Annotated in this window: 18 protein-coding genes; 10 read left to right on the forward strand and 8 right to left on the reverse strand. The window is 70.5% G+C overall.

Annotation, left to right across the window (positions count from 1 at the left end; all coding sequences use genetic code 11):
- Nucleotides 1-193: 193 nt before the first annotated feature.
- From opcA to tkt, 4 genes are read right to left on the reverse strand one after another with little or no spacing between them, the layout of a single operon-like run.
- Nucleotides 194-1,240 carry a glucose-6-phosphate dehydrogenase assembly protein OpcA gene (gene opcA / locus ACFWP3_RS15580; RefSeq protein WP_384220774.1) on the reverse strand — a complete coding sequence of 349 codons (1,047 nt, stop codon included), beginning with the start codon at nt 1,238-1,240 and terminating at the stop codon, nt 194-196.
- Nucleotides 1,237-2,763, reverse strand: coding sequence for a glucose-6-phosphate dehydrogenase (zwf, locus tag ACFWP3_RS15585; RefSeq protein WP_384220777.1), 1,527 nt, complete (start codon nt 2,761-2,763; stop codon nt 1,237-1,239). The genes opcA and zwf overlap by 4 nt, the downstream gene beginning before the upstream one ends.
- 5 nt (nt 2,764-2,768) lie before the next feature.
- On the reverse strand, nt 2,769-3,887 hold the full coding sequence (gene tal, locus ACFWP3_RS15590; protein WP_384220779.1) for a transaldolase: 1,119 nt from the start codon (nt 3,885-3,887) through the stop codon (nt 2,769-2,771).
- 34 nt (nt 3,888-3,921) lie between these two features.
- On the reverse strand, nt 3,922-6,009 hold the full coding sequence (tkt, locus tag ACFWP3_RS15595; RefSeq protein ID WP_384220781.1) for a transketolase: 2,088 nt from the start codon (nt 6,007-6,009) through the stop codon (nt 3,922-3,924).
- Between the two features lie 257 nt (nt 6,010-6,266).
- Here tkt and ACFWP3_RS15600 point away from each other — a divergent pair, with 257 nt between their 5' ends.
- From ACFWP3_RS15600 to ACFWP3_RS15610, 3 genes are all read left to right on the forward strand, one after another.
- The gene (locus ACFWP3_RS15600) at nt 6,267-7,208 is read left to right on the forward strand and encodes a heme o synthase (protein WP_384220783.1); all 942 of its coding nucleotides are present in this window, start codon (nt 6,267-6,269) and stop codon (nt 7,206-7,208) included.
- 15 nt (nt 7,209-7,223) lie between these two features.
- Nucleotides 7,224-7,586, forward strand: a complete 363-nt coding sequence (locus ACFWP3_RS15605) for a hypothetical protein (protein ID WP_384220785.1) — start codon at nt 7,224-7,226, stop codon at nt 7,584-7,586.
- Nucleotides 7,587-7,768: 182 nt separating this feature from the next.
- On the forward strand, nt 7,769-8,863 hold the full coding sequence (locus ACFWP3_RS15610) for an amidohydrolase family protein (protein ID WP_384220787.1): 1,095 nt from the start codon (nt 7,769-7,771) through the stop codon (nt 8,861-8,863).
- A gap of 12 nt (nt 8,864-8,875) precedes the next feature.
- Here the strand turns inward: ACFWP3_RS15610 and ACFWP3_RS15615 are convergent, their stop codons facing one another.
- From ACFWP3_RS15615 to ACFWP3_RS15630, 4 genes are all read right to left on the reverse strand, one after another.
- A complete protein-coding gene (locus ACFWP3_RS15615; RefSeq protein ID WP_384220789.1) occupies nt 8,876-9,865 on the reverse strand; it encodes a heme A synthase in 990 nt (329 codons plus the stop codon).
- 4 nt (nt 9,866-9,869) lie between these two features.
- Complete coding sequence (locus ACFWP3_RS15620) at nt 9,870-11,003, reverse strand: hypothetical protein (protein ID WP_384220791.1); 1,134 nt, start codon at nt 11,001-11,003, stop codon at nt 9,870-9,872.
- A gap of 68 nt (nt 11,004-11,071) precedes the next feature.
- A complete protein-coding gene (locus ACFWP3_RS15625; protein WP_384220793.1) occupies nt 11,072-11,839 on the reverse strand; it encodes an ABC transporter permease in 768 nt (255 codons plus the stop codon).
- A complete protein-coding gene (locus ACFWP3_RS15630; RefSeq protein ID WP_384220795.1) occupies nt 11,836-12,762 on the reverse strand; it encodes an ABC transporter ATP-binding protein in 927 nt (308 codons plus the stop codon). The genes ACFWP3_RS15625 and ACFWP3_RS15630 overlap by 4 nt, the downstream gene beginning before the upstream one ends.
- Before the next feature lie 121 nt (nt 12,763-12,883).
- Between ACFWP3_RS15630 and ACFWP3_RS15635 the strand changes: the two genes are divergently transcribed.
- The 7 genes from ACFWP3_RS15635 (at nt 12,884) to ACFWP3_RS15665 (ending at nt 19,530) form a co-directional block, all read left to right on the forward strand.
- Entirely contained in the window at nt 12,884-13,675 is a 792-nt protein-coding gene (locus tag ACFWP3_RS15635) for a formate/nitrite transporter family protein (protein ID WP_384220797.1), read from the forward strand.
- A gap of 101 nt (nt 13,676-13,776) precedes the next feature.
- Nucleotides 13,777-14,538, forward strand: a complete 762-nt coding sequence (locus ACFWP3_RS15640; protein ID WP_384220799.1) for a helix-turn-helix transcriptional regulator — start codon at nt 13,777-13,779, stop codon at nt 14,536-14,538.
- Nucleotides 14,535-15,950, forward strand: coding sequence for a Fe-S cluster assembly protein SufB (sufB, locus tag ACFWP3_RS15645; RefSeq protein ID WP_374773426.1), 1,416 nt, complete (start codon nt 14,535-14,537; stop codon nt 15,948-15,950). The genes ACFWP3_RS15640 and sufB overlap by 4 nt, the downstream gene beginning before the upstream one ends.
- Before the next feature lie 59 nt (nt 15,951-16,009).
- The gene (sufD, locus tag ACFWP3_RS15650) at nt 16,010-17,188 is read left to right on the forward strand and encodes a Fe-S cluster assembly protein SufD (RefSeq protein ID WP_384220803.1); all 1,179 of its coding nucleotides are present in this window, start codon (nt 16,010-16,012) and stop codon (nt 17,186-17,188) included.
- Nucleotides 17,188-17,505, forward strand: a complete 318-nt coding sequence (locus ACFWP3_RS15655; protein ID WP_362302161.1) for a bifunctional 3-phenylpropionate/cinnamic acid dioxygenase ferredoxin subunit — start codon at nt 17,188-17,190, stop codon at nt 17,503-17,505. The genes sufD and ACFWP3_RS15655 overlap by 1 nt, the downstream gene beginning before the upstream one ends.
- 7 nt (nt 17,506-17,512) lie before the next feature.
- A complete protein-coding gene (gene sufC, locus ACFWP3_RS15660; RefSeq protein ID WP_053785807.1) occupies nt 17,513-18,277 on the forward strand; it encodes a Fe-S cluster assembly ATPase SufC in 765 nt (254 codons plus the stop codon).
- Nucleotides 18,274-19,530, forward strand: coding sequence for a cysteine desulfurase (locus ACFWP3_RS15665; protein WP_384220806.1), 1,257 nt, complete (start codon nt 18,274-18,276; stop codon nt 19,528-19,530). Before sufC ends, ACFWP3_RS15665 begins: the two co-directional genes overlap by 4 nt.
- Nucleotides 19,531-19,541 lie beyond the last annotated feature (11 nt).

Below are 19,541 nucleotides of genomic sequence, written 5' to 3' on the forward strand. Positions count from 1 at the left end.
TGCTGCCGCCTTGTCGGTTGTGCGGGTGGGGGTGCGGGTGGGCCGCTGCGCGGAGCCGTCCCCGCCCCGGACCCCGCGCCTCAATCGCCGGCGAGGCTGAATCTTTCAGCCCGTCCGGCGTTTGAGGACCGGGGTCCGGGGCAGAGCCCCGGTTTCGGGAAGGGGCGGGGTGGGGAGAGCCCCGCAGGGTCCGTTACTTGGCCGCGGCCTTCTTCGTCGGCTTGGCCGGGCGCTTCGGGTCCGCCTTGGCGGGGGCCTCGGCCTTGACAGGGGCCTCGGCCTTCGCGGGGGCCTCGGCCTCGGCCGGCGGAGCCGACGAGTCCAGCTTCGCCACGCCGAACTTCAGCGAGGCCTCGTACGTGTTGTCCGGGTCCAGCCGGCGCAGCTCCTCCGCCAGGAGCTCGGCCGTGTCGCGGCGCTTGAGCGCCACCGCACGGTCGGGCTGACCCGGCATGCACAGCGTGGCCAGCGCCCCGTCCGCCCGGTCCAGGACGATCGCGCCGTCCTTGGTCTCCAGGCGTACGGCCGTCAGGCCCGGACCCGCCGACGGCGTGCGCCGGACGGGGACCTTGAGCCGGTCGGCCAGCCACATGGCCAGCAGTTCGCAGCTCGGGTTGTCCGACTCGCCCTCGACGGTCGCCGAACCGACCGACAGGACCTGCTGGTCCAGCGCGGCCGCCAGCATCGAGCGCCACGGGGTGATCCGGGTCCACGAAAGGTCCGTGTCCCCGGGTGCGTAGGCCGCGGCCCGGGTGCCGAGCGCCCCGATCGGGTCCTCGCTGGAGTACGTGTCCGTGATCCGGCGCTGCCCCAGCGCCCCCAGCGGGTCGCCCGCCAGGTCCGCGGGAGCGCCCTCCGGCCACCAGACGACCACGGGGGCGTCGGGCAGCAGGAGCGGCAGAACCACGGACTGCGCGTGGTCGACCAGTTCGCCGTGCAGGCGGAGCACGACCGTCTCGCCGGTGCCGGAGTCCGCCCCGACGCGGACTTCCGCGTCGAGACGGGCGCCCTGGCGGCTGCGCGGCGAGCGGCTGACCCGCTTGATGACGACGACGATCCGCGAGGGGTGTTCGTGGGAGGCGTCGTTCGCCGACTTGAGCGCGTCGTACGCGTTCTCCTCGTCGGTCACGATCACCAGCGTGAGGACCATGCCGATGGCCGGCGTGCCGATGTCCCGGCGTGCCTTGACCAGTGCGGCATTGATCTTGCTGGAGTTGGTCTCCGTGAGGTCGATCTTCATGGCCGGCGCCAGCTCCGTCCGTCTCGTGCGAGCATCTCGTCCGCCTCGACCGGCCCCCAGGTGCCCGCCGGGTACTGCGCGGGCTTGCCGTGCGTGTCCCAGTACTCCTCGATCGGGTCGAGGATGTTCCAGGACAGTTCGACCTCCTGGTGGCGCGGGAAGAGGTTCGCGTCGCCCAGCAGGACGTCGAGGATGAGCCGCTCGTACGCCTCGGGGCTCGACTCCGTGAAGGACTCGCCGTACGCGAAGTCCATCGTGACGTCCCGGACCTCCATGGAGGTGCCCGGAACCTTGGAGCCGAAGCGGACCGTGACGCCCTCGTCCGGCTGGACCCGGATGACCAGGGCGTTCTGCCCCAGCTCCTCGGTCGCGCCCGATTCGAACGGCAGGTACGGGGCCCGCTTGAAGACCACCGCGATCTCGGTCACCCGGCGGCCCAGGCGCTTGCCCGTCCGCAGGTAGAACGGGACGCCCGCCCAGCGGCGGTTGTTGATCTCCAGGCGGACGGCCGCGTAGGTGTCGGTCTTCGACTTGGGGTCGATGCCGTCCTCTTCGAGGTATCCGACGACCTTCTCGCCGCCCTGCCACGCCGCCGAGTACTGGCCGCGCACGGTGTGCTTGCCCAGGTCCTCGGGGAGCTCGACGGCCGTGAGGACCTTGAGCTTCTCCGCCACCAGCGCCTTGGGGTGGAAGGAGCCGGGCTCCTCCATCGCGGTCAGCGCGAGCAGCTGGAGCAGGTGGTTCTGGATGACGTCGCGGGCCGCGCCGATGCCGTCGTAGTACCCGGCCCGGCCGCCGATGCCGATGTCCTCGGCCATGGTGATCTGCACGTGGTCGACGTACGACCGGTTCCAGATCGGCTCGAACATGGTGTTGGCGAAGCGGAGCGCCAGGATGTTCTGGACGGTCTCCTTGCCGAGGTAGTGGTCGATCCGGAAGACCTCGTCACGGGGGAAGACCTCGTGGACGACCTTGTTGAGCTCCTCGGCGCTCTTCAGGTCGTGGCCGAAGGGCTTCTCGATGACGGCGCGCCGCCAGGAGCCCTCCTTCTGCGCCAGATTGTGGTCCTTGAGCTGCTGGACCACCTTGGGGAAGAACTTCGGCGGGACGGACAGGTAGAAGGCGAAGTTGCCGCCCGTGCCCTGTGCCTTGTCGAGCTCGTCGATCGTCGCCTTCAGCGTCTCGAAGGCGGCGTCGTCGTCGAAGTCGCCCTGGACGAAGCGGCAGCCCTGCACCAGCTGCTGCCAGACCTCCTCCCGGAACGGGGTGCGCGAGTGCTCCTTGACGGCCTCGTACACCTCCTGGGCGAAGTCCTCGTGCTCCCACTCCCTGCGGGCGAAGCCGATGAGGGAGAAGCCCGGCGGGAGCAGGCCGCGGTTGGCCAAGTCGTAGACGGCAGGCATCAGCTTCTTGCGCGACAGGTCACCCGTAACGCCGAAAATGACCAGACCCGACGGCCCCGCGATGCGCGGGAGCCGCCGGTCCTGTGCGTCACGAAGCGGGTTCGCTCCGTTCACAGACAAAGTGTTCAGGCCTCCGTGGGGGCGAGGCGCGCGAGCTCCGCCTCGGTCGACTTCAGCAGGTCGTTCCAGGACACCGCGAACTTCTCGACGCCCTCGTCCTCGAGCAGCTGGACCACATCGTCGTACGAAATGCCCAGCTTCGCGACCGCGTCGAGCTCGGCACGGGCCTGCTCGTAGGTGCCGCGCACCGTGTCACCGGTGATCTGCCCGTGGTCGGCCGTGGCCTCCAGGGTGGCCTCCGGCATGGTGTTCACCGTGTTCGGGGCGACCAGCTCGTCCACGTACAGGGTGTCCTTGTACGCCGGGTCCTTGACGCCCGTCGAGGCCCACAGCGCACGCTGCTTGTTGGCTCCGACGCGCTCCAGGGCGGTCCAGCGGTCCGAGGAGAAGACCTCCTCGTAGGCCTGGTAGGCCAGACGGGCGTTGGCGAGGGCCGCCTTGCCCTTGAGGGCCTTGGCCTCGTCGGTGCCGACGGCGTCCAGGCGCTTGTCGATCTCGCTGTCCACGCGGGACACGAAGAAGGAGGCGACCGAGTGGATCAGGGAGATGTCCAGGCCCGCGGCCTTGGCCTTCTCCAGACCCGCCAGGTACGCGCCCATGACCTCCCGGTAGCGCTCCAGCGAGAAGATCAGCGTGACGTTGACGCTGATGCCCTTGCCGATGACCTCGGTGATCGCCGGCAGGCCGGCCTTGGTCGCCGGGATCTTGATGAGCGTGTTCGGGCGGTCCACCAGCCAGGCCAGCTGCTTGGCCTCGGCGATGGTCGCCGGGGTGTTGTGGGCCAGACGGGGGTCGACCTCGATCGACACGCGGCCGTCCTGGCCGTCGGTGCGGTCGTAGACCGGGCGCAGGATGTCGGCGGCGTCGCGGACGTCCGCCGTCGTGATCATGCGCAGGGCCTCCTCCACGGTCACCTTGCGGGTGGCGAGGTCGGTGAGCTGCTGCTCGTAGCCCTCGCCGCCGCTGATGGCCTTCTGGAAGATCGCCGGGTTGGTGGTGACACCGACCACGTGCGACTGGTCGATCAGCTCGGCCAGGTTGCCGGACGTGATGCGCTTGCGGGACAGGTCGTCCAGCCAGATCGCCACGCCTTCGTCGGAGAGGCGCTTGAGTGCGTCTGTCATGGGAATTGCATCTCCTACTGGTTCTTGTACGGCGTCAGCGCGCGGCGGCGGCGAGGGACTCGTGGGCGGCGGCCGCGACACGCTCGGGGGTGAAGCCGAACTCGCGGAACAGCACCTTCGCGTCGGCCGAGGCACCGAAGTGCTCCAGCGACACGATCCGGCCCGCGTCGCCGACGTAGCGGTGCCAGGTCAGGCCGATGCCCGCCTCGACCGCGACGCGCGCCTTGACGGAGGGCGGCAGGACGCTGTCCTTGTACGCCTGGTCCTGCTCCTCGAACCACTCGACGGACGGCATCGAGACGACGCGGGTGGGGATGCCCTCGGCCTGGAGCTGCTCGCGCGCCTCCACGGCCAGGTGCACCTCGGAGCCGGTGCCGATGAGGACGACCTGCGGCTCGCCGCCGGTGGCCTCGAACATCACGTAACCGCCCTTGGCGGCGTCCTCGTTGCGCTCGTACGTCGGCACGCCCTGGCGGGTGAGCGCCAGACCGTGCGGAGCGCCCTTGCCGAACACCTTGGTGTGGCGGCGCAGGATCTCGCGCCAGGCGATGGCGGTCTCGTTGGCGTCGGCCGGGCGGACCAGGTTCAGGCCCGGGATGGCGCGCAGCGAGGCCAGGTGCTCGACCGGCTGGTGGGTCGGGCCGTCCTCGCCGAGGCCGATGGAGTCGTGCGTCCACACGTAGGTGACCGGCACGTGCATCAGCGCGGAGAGGCGGACGGCGTTGCGCATGTAGTCGGAGAACACCAGGAAGGTGCCGCCGTAGATGCGGGTGTGGCCGTGCAGGGCGATGCCGTTCATGGCCGCGGCCATGGCGTGCTCGCGGATGCCGAAGTGGATGGTGCGGCCGTACGGGTCGGCCTCCGGCAGCGGGTTGCCCACCGGCAGGAACGAGGAGTCCTTGTCGATGGTGGTGTTGTTGGAGCCGGCGAGGTCGGCCGAGCCGCCCCACAGCTCCGGGATGACCGCGCCGAGGGCCTGGAGCACCTTGCCGGAGGCGGCGCGGGTGGCGACGCCCTTGCCGGTCTCGAAGGACGGGAGCTTGTCCTCCCAGCCCGCGGGCAGCTCGTTGGCCTGGATGCGGTCGAACTCGGCGGCACGCTCCGGGTTGGCGGTGCGCCAGGCGGAGAAGTCCTTCTCCCACTCGGCCTTGGCCTCGCGGCCGCGGTCCAGCGCCTTGCGGGTGTGGGCGATGACCTCGTCGGAGACCTCGAAGGTCTGCTCCGGGTCGAAGCCGAGGACGCGCTTGGTGGCCGCGACCTCGTCGTCGCCGAGCGCCGAGCCGTGCGCGGCCTCGGTGTTCTGGGCGTGCGGGGCGGGCCAGGCGATGATCGAGCGGGCCGCGATGAAGGACGGCTTGCCGGTCTCGGCCTTGGCGGCCTGGAGGGCCGCGTACAGCGCCTTCGGGTCGAGGTCGCCGTTCTCCTGCTGCTCGACGCGCTGGACGTGCCAGCCGTACGCCGCGTAGCGCTCGAGGGTGTCCTCGGAGACGGCCGTCTCGGTGTCGCCCTCGATGGAGATGTGGTTGTCGTCCCACAGCAGCACCAGGTTGCCGAGCTTCTGGTGGCCCGCCAGCGCGGACGCCTCGTGGGAGATGCCCTCCTGGAGGCAGCCGTCGCCCGCGATCGCGTAGACCATGTGGTCGAACGGGGAGGCGCCCTGGGCAGCCTCCGGGTCGAACAGGCCGCGCTCGTAGCGGGAGGCCATGGCCATGCCCACCGCGTTGGCGATGCCCTGGCCGAGGGGGCCGGTCGTGGTCTCGACGCCGGCCGTGTGGCCGTACTCCGGGTGGCCCGGGGTCTTGGAGCCCCAGGTGCGGAACGCCTTCAGGTCGTCCAGCTCCAGGCCGAAGCCGCCCAGGTACAGCTGCGTGTACAGGGTGAGGGACGAGTGCCCCGCGGAGAGCACGAAGCGGTCGCGGCCCACCCACTCGGGGTCCGCCGGGTCGTGCCGCATCACCTTCTGGAAGAGGGTGTACGCGGCGGGGGCCAGGCTCATCGCCGTACCGGGGTGGCCGTTTCCGACCTTCTGGACCGCGTCAGCGGCCAGAACGCGGGCGGTGTCGACGGCCCGCTGGTCCAGTTCGGTCCACTCGAGCTCTGTGGTGGTCGGCTTGGTGCTCACCGTGGGTCAGGGCTCCTCTCCACATGTCTGTTCCCGGTGACGGACGGTCGCACCGGCGCGATTCCGAGCCTACCCCCGCAACGGCGTGCAGCTATTCGAGTGTCCGCACACCGTCACCGTGCCGTCACCGGGTTGTCAGCTCCGTTCGGACCAACACGACGCGACCCCCGCGCAGGGCGACGTATGACCAACGTCTAGAGTGGCGTGGTACGTGCAAGCCCTTGTGGTGCTTGCTGGTTTCTTTCTCAGGGGTGTGCGTGACGGCCGTCGAATCCCGTCCAGCGGGGGTGCTCGGGACGAGCGCCGGTCACCGGCCGTTCGGGGCCCGGGCCATGGCTTTCGTGGCATTGACCAAGCCGCGGATCATCGAACTTCTGCTGATCACCACAGTGCCGGTCATGTTCCTCGCGGAGCAGGGCGTGCCCTCGCTCTGGCTGGTCCTCGCCACCTGCTTCGGCGGCTACCTGTCCGCGGGCGGCGCCAACGCGCTGAACATGTACATCGACCGCGACATCGACGCGCTGATGGACCGGACCTCCCAGCGCCCGCTGGTGACCGGTATGGTCAGCCCGCGCGAGTGCCTGGTCTTCGGCATCGGCCTCGGCGTGGTCTCGACCCTGTTCTTCGGCCTGCTGGTCAACTGGCTGTCGGCCGCCCTCGCGCTCGGCGCGCTCCTCTTCTACGTCGTGGTCTACACGATGCTGCTGAAGCGGCGCACCACCCAGAACATCGTCTGGGGCGGCATCGCGGGCTGCATGCCGGTGCTCATCGGCTGGTCGGCCGTCAAGAACGAGGTCTCCTGGGCCGCGGTCATCCTCTTCCTCGTCATCTTCTTCTGGACGCCGCCGCACTACTGGCCGCTGTCGATGAAGGTGAAGGACGACTACGCGCGCGTCGGCGTGCCGATGCTCCCCGTCGTGGCGGGCAACAGGGTCGTGGCCCGTCAGATCGTCCTCTACAGCTGGGTGATGGTGGCGGTCTCGCTCCTGCTCACCCCGCTGGGGTACACCGGGTGGTTCTACACGGCGGTCGCGCTGGTCGCCGGCGGCTGGTGGCTGTGGGAGGCGCACGCGCTGCACGCGCGGGCCAAGGCCGGGGTGACGGGCGCGAAGCTCAAGGAGATGCGCCTGTTCCACTGGTCGATCACCTACGTGTCGCTGCTGTTCGTGGCGGTGGCCGTGGATCCCTTCCTCCGCTGATTACCCACCGGTAGCATGCCGTCCATGGCAGACACCGCAGACACCACCGCAGCGACCGCGGACAAGAAGCAGGACCGTACGGCGGCGAAGCTCGCCAAGCAGATCGGCGCGTTCGCCAAGCAGCACGGCGGCGCCGAGGGCCACCTCGCCCACATCGGCCAGGCCGGCACCCGGATCGTGCTGGTCGGCACCGACGGCGAGTGGGGCGACCTGGTGGCCCCGGCCTACGCGGTGGCGGAGCTCGCCGTCGAGAAGGCCGGGCTGACCCTCCACGAGGAGTTCGACGGGGAGTTCGCGGCGCGCGTGCGCACCGGCCCGTACGAGTGGTCCCGGATGGCGGGCATCCAGCTCGGCGGCCCGGCCAACCCGGCGGCCTGACCTCCTGGCGGCCCGACCTCCCCGCGGACTCCGTCCGGGGGACACCGGGCGGCTCCGTGCGGCGGCTCGGTGTGGCCGCTCGGTGTGGCCGCTCGGTCAACAGCGCGAGCAACACCTCACACCCCGCTCACCCGTTAGGACGTGTGGAAGCCGCTTCCTCACGTCCGCAACGGGATGCCCGGATGATCGAAACGCCGCCCCTGGTGGACCAGTACTGCCACGGAGTACTCCGTACGGAGCTGGGCCTGGGCACCTTCGAGGCCGAGCTGATCCGCTCGGCCGGCCCGCCCGCCGCGGGCACCACCTTCTTCGACACGCAGACCGGGTTCGCGGTGCGCCGCTGGTGCCCGCCGCTGCTCGGGCTGGAGCCGTACGCGACCCCCGCCCGCTATCTGGCCCGCCGGCGGGAGCTGGGCGCGGCCGAGTCCGCGCGGCTGCTGCTGCGGGGCTCCGGGGTCGCCGCCTACGTGGTCGGCACCGGCGTGGCCGGGGACCTGACCGGCCCCAAGGAGCTGGCCCTCGCGGGGGACGCCGAGGCCTTCGAGGCGGTGCGGCTGGAGCCGCTGGCCGAACAGGTCGCCGACACCTCCGGGACCGTGGCCGCCTTCCTCGCCAATCTCGCCGGGGCCGTGCACCACGCCGCCACCGGGGCCGTGGCCTTCACCTGCGGTGCGGCCGCCGGGCATCCGGCCGTCCTGGCCGGCGCGCCCGAGCCGCCCGGTCCCGGCGAGGTGCGCGGGGCGGCCGGGCGGTGGCTGGAGCGGCGCACCAGGGGCGGGGCCGTGCGCGATCCCGTACTGCTGCGGCACCTGGTGTGGAGCGCGGTCGCCTCCGGGCTGCCGCTGCAACTGCACGCCGGGGCGGCGGACCCGGCGCCGCTGACCGGGTTCGTACGGGCCACCGCGGGCCTGGGCACCCGGCTGGTCCTGCTCGGCGGATATCCGTACCACCGGCAGACGGCGCGACTGGCGGCGGCCTTCCCGCACGTCTACGCGGACGCCGGCGCGGCCCTCGGGCAGACCGGGGCGCGGGCCGCTGCGGTGCTGGCCGAGCTGCTGGAGGTCGCGCCGTTCGGGAAGGTGCTGTTCTCCAGCGGCGGGCGGCACCTGCCCGAGCTGCACGCGGTGGGCGCCCTGGTGTTCCGGGAGGCGCTGGGCCGGGTGCTGGGCGGCTGGGTCGCCGACGGGTCCTGGTCCTGGACGGACGCGGGCCGGGTGGCGGCCATGGTCGCGGCGGGCAACGCCCGCCGCGTCTACCGGCTGGACGAGCGGGGCTGAGCCCCGCCGGTCTCAGACGGCAGAGAGCTGCGGGTCGCCCTGGGCCGGGATCTCCGCCTGCGCCAGGGGCCGCTCGCGCAGGCTCAGCGCGACCCGGAGCACCGCGATCCACACCAGGCAGGAGCCGAGCATGTGGGCGGCGACGAGCAGCTCGGGCAGCTCGGTGAAGAACTGCACGTAGCCGATGCCGCCCTGGGCGAGGAGCACGATCAGCAGGTCACGGGCGCGCGCCCGGGTGTCGGTGGGGGCGTCGACCACGCGCAGCACCAGCCACATCGCCACGGCCAGCGCGCACACCAGCCAGGCGGCGATCGCGTGCACGTGGGCGGTGGCCGCCCAGTCGAAGGGCATGCGCCGGATCTCGCTGCTGTCGCCGGCGTGCGGCCCGGAGCCGGTGACGACGGTGCCCGCCGCGATCAGCACGAGGGTGGTCGTGATCAGCGCCCACGACAGCTTGCGCACCGGGCCGGGCACGCGGGGGCGGGGGGCGGTGTCGCCCTCGGCGGCGCGCTGCCAGCTGATGGTGGTCACCGCGATCAGCGCGGTGGCGAGCAGGAAGTGCCCGGCGACGCTGTACGGGTTGAGGCCCGTCATGACGGTGATGCCGCCGAGTACGGCGTTGCCCATCACGACGAAGAACTGGGTCCAGCCGAGCCGGGTCAGCGAGCGCCGCCAGGGCTTGGCCGAGCGGGCCGCGAGGATGTACCACCCGACGGCACCGGAGAGCACGTACGTCAGCATCCGGTTGCCGAACTCGATGGCGCCGTGGAGGCCCTGCGCCTGCGTCGCGATCAGGCTGTCGTCCGTGCACTTGGGCCAGGTGTCGCAGCCGAGTCCGGAACCGGTGAGCCGCACCGCGCCGCCGGTGACGACGATGGCCACGCTCATGACGAGCGCGGCGAGCGCGGCGCGCCGGACGATCCGGGGTGACGGAGTCCAGCGACGGGCGATGAAGGCGAATGGGTTCAACACGGCCCCTATCGTAGGCGGAGCCTTGTGCAAACTTTCACGAGGGGGTGGCCGGTGGTGCGTCGAGCCCGGCGGCCAGCCGGAACCTGGCGCCCGCCGGGTCGCCCTCCTCGTGCCACCACACGTGGATGCGCCAGGGGACACCGGCGCCGGGATGGTCCGCCGAGGCCTCGAACCCCCGTACCAGTTCAGCCCCTATGTCCTCTGCTGTCCTGTTCCTCACTTCTGTGGCGCTGTGCCAGGGATGGTCGAGTACGTTCCACACCCCGTCAGGACCGCGCACCTCGACGCGCCACACCGCGAGCCAGTGGGTGACCTCCAGCATCGTGCGCACCTGTTCGGCGTCCAGACCCAGCCGGGCCGCGATCGCGGACTCCGCCGCCCCCTGGACCCGGGCGGCCACCACGGCCTGGGGCAACAGCCGTTCGGGCAGCAGCCCCTCCGTGCGCAGGCCCGCCAGCGAAGCGAAGGACAGGTAGCGCAGGCGCAGTTCCAGCTGGTGGCCGATGTGGTCCAGGGCGGCCTCGGCCTCCGTGGACTCCTCCGAGCCGTGGTCCGCGAGCAGCAGCTGCCGGAAGTCCGACTCGGCGTCCACCGCCCAGGCCACCGCCTCCTCGGCGGCACCGAGCTCGGCCAGGCGGTCCCCGAGGAACACCTTCGCCTGGGCCAGGCCGCGCCGGTTGACCGGGTCCCGCTGGTCCAGGCCCGCCCACACCGCGACCGCGGCCCGGGTCAGATCACGGGCCCGCTCCCCGGCCGCCCGCTCCATGGCGGACGGCCCGTGCTCGGCGCCCGGGCCCAGCGGATGCCTCGGCAGCCGGTCCCCGTCGCTCAGCGGCCAGGCCAGCCACACCCCGTGGTTGATCAGCCCGCGGGCGTACCAGCGGGCGAACTCGGGCGCGTACGGTGCCGCGCGCTCGGAGCTGCGCAGCCCCTCCTCGATCAGCGCGAGGGCGGAGGCGCGGTCCCCTTCGGCGAAGCGCAGCGTGGCGCGGTCGGAGAGGCGAAGACCCAGCAGCGCGGCGCACTCGGGATCGTCCGGGTGGGACCGCAGGGCCCCGATCAGCTCGTCGAGCAGCCGCTCGCGCTCCTGTGGTCCCGCGTGCGCCGCCCCCGACCGCACCCGCGCCCACTGCTCGTCCAGCCGTAGAACGGCCTCCCGCTGCACCATGTCCGCCCCCCGGCTTCATGTGTGGAGGCGTCCATCCTCCCGGGAACGCGACCGGGAGGGGAAGGGATTCACTCCCAGCGGAACCACCGTGCGGCCGCCCCCAGGCCCAGCACGGCCCAGGCCGCCAGCACGGCCGCGTCGCCCCACGGCAGGGCGGCTCCGTGCTGGAGCACCGCGCGCAGGCCGTCGGACAGGGCCGAGATGGGCAGCAGGCCCAGCACCGCCTGGACGGCGTCCGGGAACTTGTCCAGCGGCACGATCACCCCGCCGCCGACCAGCAGCAGCAGGAACACCAGGTTGGCGGCGGCCAGGGTCATCTCGGCCTTGAGGGTGCCCGCCATCAGCAGGCCGAGCCCGGAGAACGCGGCGGTGCCGAGCAGGATCAGCGCGGCCGCCGACAGCGGGTTCCCGTGCGGGGACCAGCCCAGGGCGAAGGCGATCGCCGTCAGCAGGGCGATCTGGAGCACCTCGGTGACCAGCACGGACAGGGTCTTCGCGGCCATCAGGGCCCAGCGCGGCAGCGGCGAGGCCCCGAGCCGCTTGAGGACCCCGTACCGGCGGTCGAAGCCGGTGGCGATGGCCTGGCCGGTGAAGGCGGTGGACATCACGGCGAGCGCCAGGATGCCGGGGGCGAGGAAGTCCACGGACTTCTCGGAGCCCGTGTCGACGATGTCCACGGCCGAGAAGAGGGTCAGCAGCAGCGCCGGGATGATCACGGTCAGCAGCAGCTGCTCCCCGTTGCGCAGCAGCATCCGGGTCTCCAGAGCCGTCTGCGCGAGGATCATGCGGGAGACGGGCGCCGCGCCCGGGTTGGGGGTGAACGTACCGGCGCTCATGAACGCAGCTCCTTGCCCGTGAGCTCCAAAAACACGTCTTCGAGGGTGTGCCGCTCCACCGAGAGGCTGTCCGGCATGACGCCGTGCTGTGCGCACCAGGAGGCGACGGTGGCGAGCAGCTGGGGGTGGACGTCGCCGGTGACCCGGTAGACGCCGGGGGTGAGCTCGGCGGCCTGGGTGCCGTCGGGCAGCGCCTTCAGGAGGGAGGCGAGGTCGAGGGAGGGGCGGCCGGTGAAGCGCAGGGTGTTCTCGGCGCCGCCCCGGCACAGCAGCTCGGGGCTGCCGTGGGCGATGACCCGGCCCGCGTCCACGATGGCGACCTCGTCGGCGAGCTGCTCGGCCTCGTCCATGTGGTGGGTGGTGAGGACGACGGTGACCCCGTCGGCGCGCAGCTCCCGTACGAGGTCCCAGGTCGCCCGCCGGGCCTGCGGGTCCAGGCCGGCGGTGGGCTCGTCGAGGAAGACCAGCTCGGGGCGGCCCACCACGGCCATGGCGAGGGCCAGGCGCTGCTGCTGGCCGCCGGAGAGCCGGCGGTAGGCGGTGCGGCCGCAGCCGCCGAGGCCGAGGCGCTCCACCAGGGGGCCGACCTCGAGCGGGTCGGCGTAGAGCTTGGCCATGTGGCTGAGCATCTCGACGGCGCGGGCTCCGGAGTAGACGCCTCCGGACTGGAGCATCACGCCGATCCGCGGACGCAGCGCCCCGGCCTGGGCGACCGGGTCGAGGCCGAGGACGCGGACGGTTCCGGCGTCGGGGCGGCGGTAGCCCTCGCAGGTTTCCACAGTGGTCGTCTTGCCCGCGCCGTTGGGACCGAGGACCGCGGTGACGGAGGCCTTGGGGACGGTGAGGTCCAGGCCGTCCACCGCGCGTTTGGCGCCGTACCTTTTCACCAGTCCGCGGATCTCCACGGCGGGGTCGTTGCTCATGGGGGGTGAGTCTACGGAGCCGGGGGAGGGGTCCTAGGTCCCGGGGTCGGAGGGTGACGGGCCCGCGCATTGATGACCTTTTCGCGGCGTCGGGGGCCGGTCCGCGGCCTAGCGTCGAATGGTGAACAGCATCGCTCAGAACGTCGAAGCCACCTCGGGGCAGGCCGAGCACAAGGCCCACGACCTGGGGCATCCGCCGCGCTACTTCGTCTCGGCGATGCTGGCGGGGGCGTACATCGGGGTCGGCGAGGTGCTGCTGCTCGTGGCGATCTCGCCGTTCGTGGCGCAGGGCTCGGCGGCGGTGAAGCTGCTGGAGGGCGCGGTCTTCCCGATCGCGTTGACGATCGTGATGTTCGCCGGCGCCCAGCTGTTCACCAGCAACGTCATGGTGATGCTGGTCGGCGCGCTGTCCGGCCGGACCGGGATGCGGGACCTGGTCTCGTCCTGGTGCCTGTCGCTGGGCGGGAACCTGGCCGGGACCTTCGCCTTCGGCGCCATGGTGCACGCCTCGGGCGTGACCTCCTCACCGTCCGCGCGGGCGATGCTCGCCGAGATGGTGCACGGGAAGACGGCACTGGGCGGCGGGCAGCTGTTCTGGCGGGCGGTGCTGTGCAACATGCTCGTCTGCCTGGCGATCTGGATGTTCACGCGGGCGCGCGGCGACGCGGCCAAAATATTCGTCCTGTGGCTGCCGGTGGCGGTTTTCGTGGCCGTCGGATTCGAACACTGTGTTGCGAACATGGCTGTTTTCAGCTTGGCGATCCTGGATGGCTCAGCATCGTTCAGTGATCTTTTCCGAAATCTGATGTTCACGGTCCCCGGCAACGTCGTGGGCGGGGGATTGCTGGTGGGAGCCGTGTACTGGTTCACCGGAGGGGCCCGGAGGGAACCCGGAGCGTTCCCCTCCGAATAACTCTGCGTCGATAAATTAGGTAACCCTTAGTGATGGAGGCCACCAGGAGTGGCCTCCATCACGGCTTGTCCGCGCTCGGTTAATTACGCAACAATGGCGTTGTGAAAAACGGCGAACGGCAGAACGAGGCCCCCCAGGGGGAGCTCGCGACCGGGGAGCGGTCCACCCGCAACCGGGTGGCGCGGTCCATCCTGGACCACGGCCCGTCCACCGTCGCCGACCTCGCCCAGCGCCTCGGCCTCACCCAGGCCGCCGTCCGCCGCCACCTCGACACCCTCGTCGCCGACGACGTGGTCGAAGCCCGTGAGCAGCGCGTGTACGGCGCACGGACCAGGGGCAGGCCCGCCAAGGTCTTCGCGCTCACCGACTGCGGGCGCGACGCCTTCGACCAGTCCTACGACACCCTCGCCGCGGACGCCCTGCGCTGGATCGCGCAGTCCGTCGGCGGCGGGGAACAGGGCGAGGCGGCCGTCGCCGCCTTCGCCCGGGCGCGGATGGAAGCGCAGGCGCAGACTTACCGGGAAGCCGTCGAGGCGGTGGCTCCGGAGGGCCGTGCGGAGGCCCTTGCGAGGGCATTGACCGCAGACGGGTACGCTGCTACGGCGAAGAGCGCTCCCGGTCCGCACAGCGGTGAACAGCTCTGCCAGCACCACTGCCCGGTCGCCCATGTAGCCGAGCAGTTCCCGCAGCTCTGCGAGGCGGAGACCGAGGTCTTCTCCCGCCTGCTCGGGACGCATGTGCAGCGCCTCGCCACGATCGCCCATGGCGACGGAGTGTGCACGACGTTCATTCCGCGCAGCGCGAGCGCGACACAGACCGACACATCAGTATCTGCAAGTACGGCCGGGAGGAACCCCGCATGACCACGGAGACTGCTCACCCTGAGCTCGATGGCCTGGGCACCTACGAATACGGCTGGGCCGACTCCGACGCGGCCGGCGCCGCTGCCAAGCGGGGCCTGTCCGAGGATGTCGTCCGCGACATCTCGTCGAAGAAGTCCGAGCCGGAGTGGATGCTGAAGCTCCGCCTCAAGGGTCTCAAGCTGTTCGACAAGAAGCCCATGCCGAACTGGGGCTCCGACCTCTCGGGCATCGACTTCGACAACATCAAGTACTTCGTGCGCTCCACCGAGAAGCAGGCCGCTTCCTGGGAGGACCTGCCCGAGGACATCAAGAACACGTACGACAAGCTCGGCATCCCGGAGGCGGAGAAGCAGCGCCTCGTCGCCGGTGTCGCGGCCCAGTACGAGTCCGAGGTCGTCTACCACCAGATCCGTGAGGACCTGGAGGAGCAGGGCGTGATCTTCCTCGACACGGACACCGCCCTCAAGGAGCACCCGGAGCTCTTCCAGGAGTACTTCGGCACGGTCATCCCGGTCGGCGACAACAAGTTCGCGTCGCTGAACACCGCGGTGTGGTCCGGAGGCTCGTTCATCTACGTGCCCAAGGGCGTCAAGGTCGACATCCCGCTCCAGGCCTACTTCCGCATCAACACGGAGAACATGGGCCAGTTCGAGCGGACGCTGATCATCGTCGACGAGGACGCCTACGTCCACTACGTCGAGGGCTGCACCGCCCCGATCTACTCCTCGGACTCGCTGCACAGCGCCGTGGTCGAGATCATCGTGAAGAAGGGCGGCCGCTGCCGCTACACGACCATCCAGAACTGGTCGAACAACGTCTACAACCTGGTCACCAAGCGCGCCGTGGCGTACGAGGGCGCGACCATGGAGTGGATCGACGGCAACATCGGTTCCAAGGTCACCATGAAGTACCCGGCCGTCTACCTGATGGGCGAGCACGCCAAGGGCGAGACCCTGTCCATCGCCTTCGCGGGCGAGGGCCAGCACCAGGACGCCGGCTCCAAGATGGTCCACATGGCGCCGAACACCTCCTCCAACATCGTCTCCAAGTCGGTGGCGCGAGGCGGCGGCCGCACCTCCTACCGCGGGCTGGTCGAGATCGGCGAGGGCGCCCACGGCTCGAAGTCCAACGTGCTGTGCGACGCGCTCCTGGTCGACACGATCTCCCGCTCCGACACGTACCCCTACGTGGACGTCCGCGAGGACGACGTGTCCATGGGCCACGAGGCGACCGTCTCCAAGGTCTCCGACGACCAGCTCTTCTACCTGATGAGCCGCGGACTGACCGAGTTCGAGGCCATGGCCATGATCGTGCGCGGCTTCGTCGAGCCGATCGCGCGCGAGCTGCCCATGGAGTACGCGCTGGAGCTGAACCGGCTGATCGAGCTGCAGATGGAGGGCTCGGTCGGTTAGTCCCGGCCCGCCCGACGTCCCGCAGCAGATTCTTTAAGGAAGAGAGCAACACGACAGCCATGGCTGAGGCTCAGAACATTCCGGCGGGTTCCACCACCGCCGGCGCGATCGCGGTGGCCGCCGAGTCGACCGTCGCCACCCGGATGAGTGCCCCCCCGTCCTTCGACGTGGCGGACTTCCCCGTGCCCCACGGCCGCGAGGAGGAGTGGCGCTTCACGCCGCTCGCCCGCCTCAAGGGCCTGCACGACGGCACCGCGGTCGCCAACGGCACCATGAAGGCCCAGATCGACGCGCCCGAGGGCGTCACCGTCGAGTCGGTGGAGCGCGGCGACGCGCGCATCGGCAAGGCCGGCACCCCGGTGGACCGGATCGCCGCCCAGGCGTTCTCGTCCTTCGCCAAGGCCACGGTCGTGACCGTGCCCAAGGAGGCCGTCCTGACCGAGCCGGTGCGCGTCTCGCTGCACGGCGAGGGCGGCACCACCTTCGGCCACACCGTCTTCGACGTGCAGGCCTTCGCCGAGGCCGTCATCGTCATCGACCACACCGGTGACGGCGTGCGCGCCGCCAACGTCGACTTCGTCGTCGGCGACGGCGCCAAGCTCACCGTCGTGTCGGTGCAGGACTGGGACGACACCGCCGTCCACGTCTCCCAGCACAACGCGCTGGTCGGCCGCGACGCGACCTTCAAGTCGATCGTCGTCACCTTCGGCGGCGACCTCGTACGCCTGCACCCCCGCGTCACCTACGCGGGCCCCGGCGGCGAGGCCGAGCTCCTCGGCCTGTACTTCACGGACGCCGGCCAGCACCAGGAGCACCGCCTCCTGGTCGATCACAAGGCCCCGCACTGCAAGTCGCACGTGGTCTACAAGGGCGCGCTGCAGGGCCAGGACGCCCACGCGGTCTGGATCGGTGACGTGCTCATCGAGAAGACCGCCGAGGGCACCGACACCTACGAGATGAACCGCAACCTCGTCCTCACGGACGGCGCGCGGGTCGACTCGGTGCCGAACCTGGAGATCGAGACCGGCGAGATCGTCGGCGCCGGCCACGCCTCCGCGACCGGCCGTTTCGACGACGAGCAGCTCTTCTACCTGCAGGCCCGCGGCATCCCCGCCGACGAGGCCCGCCGCCTGGTCGTGCGCGGCTTCTTCGCCGAGCTCGTCCAGCAGATCGGTGTCCCGGACATCGAGGAGCGCCTGCTCGCCAAGATCGAGACCGAGCTCCAGGGTTCCGTCTGATGAATTACGTCAAGGCCTGCACGCTGAGCGAGCTGGAGGAGAACACCCCCAAGCGGGTGGAACTCGACGGCACGCCGGTGTCCATCGTCTCCACCGAGGGCGAGGTGTTCGCGATCAACGACATCTGCTCGCACGCGAACGTCTCGCTCTCGGAGGGCGAGGTCGAGGACTGCATGATCGAGTGCTGGCTGCACGGGTCGGCCTTCGACCTGCGCACCGGCAAGCCTTCGGGTCTGCCCGCGACGCGCCCCGTACCCGTATACCCCGTAAAGATCGAAGGGGACGACGTGCTCGTCTCCCTCACCCAGGAGTCCTGAGGTATCCATGGCAACGCTTGAAATCCACGACCTGCACGTCTCCGTCGAGGCCGAGAACGGCGCCCGCGAGATCCTCAAGGGCGTCGACCTCACCGTCAAGCAGGGTGAGACGCACGCCATCATGGGTCCGAACGGCTCCGGCAAGTCCACCCTCGCGTACTCGCTCGCCGGTCACCCGAAGTACACCATCACCGGTGGCACCGTGACCCTCGACGGCGAAGACGTCCTGGAGATGTCCGTCGATGAGCGCGCCCGCGCCGGCGTCTTCCTCGCCATGCAGTACCCGGTCGAGGTCCCCGGCGTCTCGGTCTCCAACTTCCTGCGCACCTCCGCCACCGCCATCCGCGGCGAGGCCCCCAAGCTGCGCACCTGGGTGAAGGAGGTCAAGTCCGCGATGGAGCAGCTCCAGATGGACCCGGCCTTCGCCGAGCGCAACGTCAACGAGGGCTTCTCCGGCGGTGAGAAGAAGCGCCACGAGATCCTCCAGCTGGAGCTCCTCAAGCCGAAGATCGCGATCCTCGACGAGACCGACTCCGGCCTCGACGTCGACGCCCTGCGCATCGTCTCCGAGGGCGTCAACCGCGTCCGCGAGACGGGTGAGGTCGGCACCCTGCTGATCACGCACTACACCCGCATCCTGCGCTACATCAAGCCCGACTTCGTGCACGTGTTCGCCAACGGCCGCATCGCCGAGTCCGGCGGTGCCGAGCTGGCCGACCAGCTGGAGGCCGAGGGCTACGACAAGTACGTGAAGGGTGGCGCGACCGCGTGACACAGCTGCCTGGCCTCCTCGACATCGAGGCGATCCGCAAGGACTTCCCCCTGCTGGATCGTGTGGTCCACGACGGGAAGAAGATCGTTTACCTGGACAACGCGGCGACTTCGCAGAAGCCGCGCCAGGTGCTCGACGCGCTGAACGAGTACTACGAGCAGCACAACGCCAACGTCCACCGCGGCGTGCACGTGCTCGCCGAGGAGGCCACGGCGCTGTACGAGGGTGCCCGCGACAAGGTCGCCACCTTCATCAACGCGCCGAGCCGCGACGAGGTGATCTTCACCAAGAACGCCTCGGAGTCGCTCAACCTGGTCGCGAACATGCTCGGCTGGGCGGACGAGCCCTACCGGGTCGACCGCGAGACCGAGATCGCCATCACGGAGATGGAGCACCACTCCAACATCGTGCCGTGGCAGCTGCTCTCGCAGCGCACCGGTGCGAAGCTGAAGTGGTTCGGCCTCACCGACGACGGCCGGCTCGACCTGTCCAACATCGAAGAGGTCATCACGGAGAAGACGAAGATCGTCTCCTTCACGCTGGTCTCCAACATCATGGGCACGGTCAACCCGGTCGAGGCGATCGTCCGGCGCGCCCAGGACGTCGGCGCCCTCGTGCTGATCGACGCCTCCCAGGCCGCTCCGCACATGCCGCTGGACGTCCAGGCGCTCGGCGCCGACTTCGTGGCCTTCACCGGCCACAAGATGTGCGGCCCGACCGGCATCGGCGTCCTGTGGGGACGCCAGGAGCTGCTGGAAGACCTGCCTCCGTTCCTCGGCGGCGGCGAGATGATCGAGACCGTGTCGATGCACGCCTCGACCTACGCCCCGGCGCCGCACAAGTTCGAGGCGGGTACGCCCCCGATCGCCCAGGCCGTCGGCCTCGGCGCGGCCGTGGACTACCTGACCGCGATCGGCATGGACAAGATCGCCGCGCACGAGCACGCGATCACCGAGTACGCGATCAAGCGCCTCGCCGAGGTGCCCGACCTGCGGATCATCGGCCCCACCACGGCCGAGGACCGCGGCGCCGCGATCTCCTTCGTGCTCGGCGACATCCACCCGCACGACGTCGGCCAGGTGCTGGACGAGCAGGGCATCGCGGTCCGCGTGGGACACCACTGCGCGCGCCCGGTCTGCCTGCGGTACGGAATTCCGGCGACCACCAGGGCGTCTTTCTACCTGTACTCCTCTCCGGCGGAGGTCGACGCACTGGTCGACGGGCTGGAGCACGTACGGAACTTCTTCGGCTGAGCCAGGGCGAC

This window comes from Streptomyces sp. NPDC058525 (genome assembly GCF_042719495.1).
Lineage (GTDB): Bacteria > Actinomycetota > Actinomycetes > Streptomycetales > Streptomycetaceae > Streptomyces.

Excerpts from the sequence above, each read along its gene's own strand:
- ACFWP3_RS15620 (WP_384220791.1), bottom strand. The coding sequence starts at position 11,003 with ATGGTGCAGCGGGAGGCCGTTCTACGGCTGGACGAGCAGTGGGCGCGG.
- tal (WP_384220779.1), bottom strand. The coding sequence starts at position 3,887 with ATGACAGACGCACTCAAGCGCCTCTCCGACGAAGGCGTGGCGATCTGG.
- ACFWP3_RS15605 (WP_384220785.1), top strand. The coding sequence starts at position 7,224 with ATGCCGTCCATGGCAGACACCGCAGACACCACCGCAGCGACCGCGGAC.
- sufB (WP_374773426.1), top strand. The coding sequence starts at position 14,535 with ATGACCACGGAGACTGCTCACCCTGAGCTCGATGGCCTGGGCACCTAC.
- ACFWP3_RS15630 (WP_384220795.1), bottom strand. The coding sequence starts at position 12,762 with ATGAGCAACGACCCCGCCGTGGAGATCCGCGGACTGGTGAAAAGGTAC.
- ACFWP3_RS15610 (WP_384220787.1), top strand. The coding sequence starts at position 7,769 with ATGATCGAAACGCCGCCCCTGGTGGACCAGTACTGCCACGGAGTACTC.
- sufD (WP_384220803.1), top strand. The coding sequence starts at position 16,010 with ATGGCTGAGGCTCAGAACATTCCGGCGGGTTCCACCACCGCCGGCGCG.
- opcA (WP_384220774.1), bottom strand. The coding sequence starts at position 1,240 with ATGAAGATCGACCTCACGGAGACCAACTCCAGCAAGATCAATGCCGCA.
- sufC (WP_053785807.1), top strand. The coding sequence starts at position 17,513 with ATGGCAACGCTTGAAATCCACGACCTGCACGTCTCCGTCGAGGCCGAG.
- ACFWP3_RS15655 (WP_362302161.1), top strand. The coding sequence starts at position 17,188 with ATGAATTACGTCAAGGCCTGCACGCTGAGCGAGCTGGAGGAGAACACC.
- ACFWP3_RS15625 (WP_384220793.1), bottom strand. The coding sequence starts at position 11,839 with ATGAGCGCCGGTACGTTCACCCCCAACCCGGGCGCGGCGCCCGTCTCC.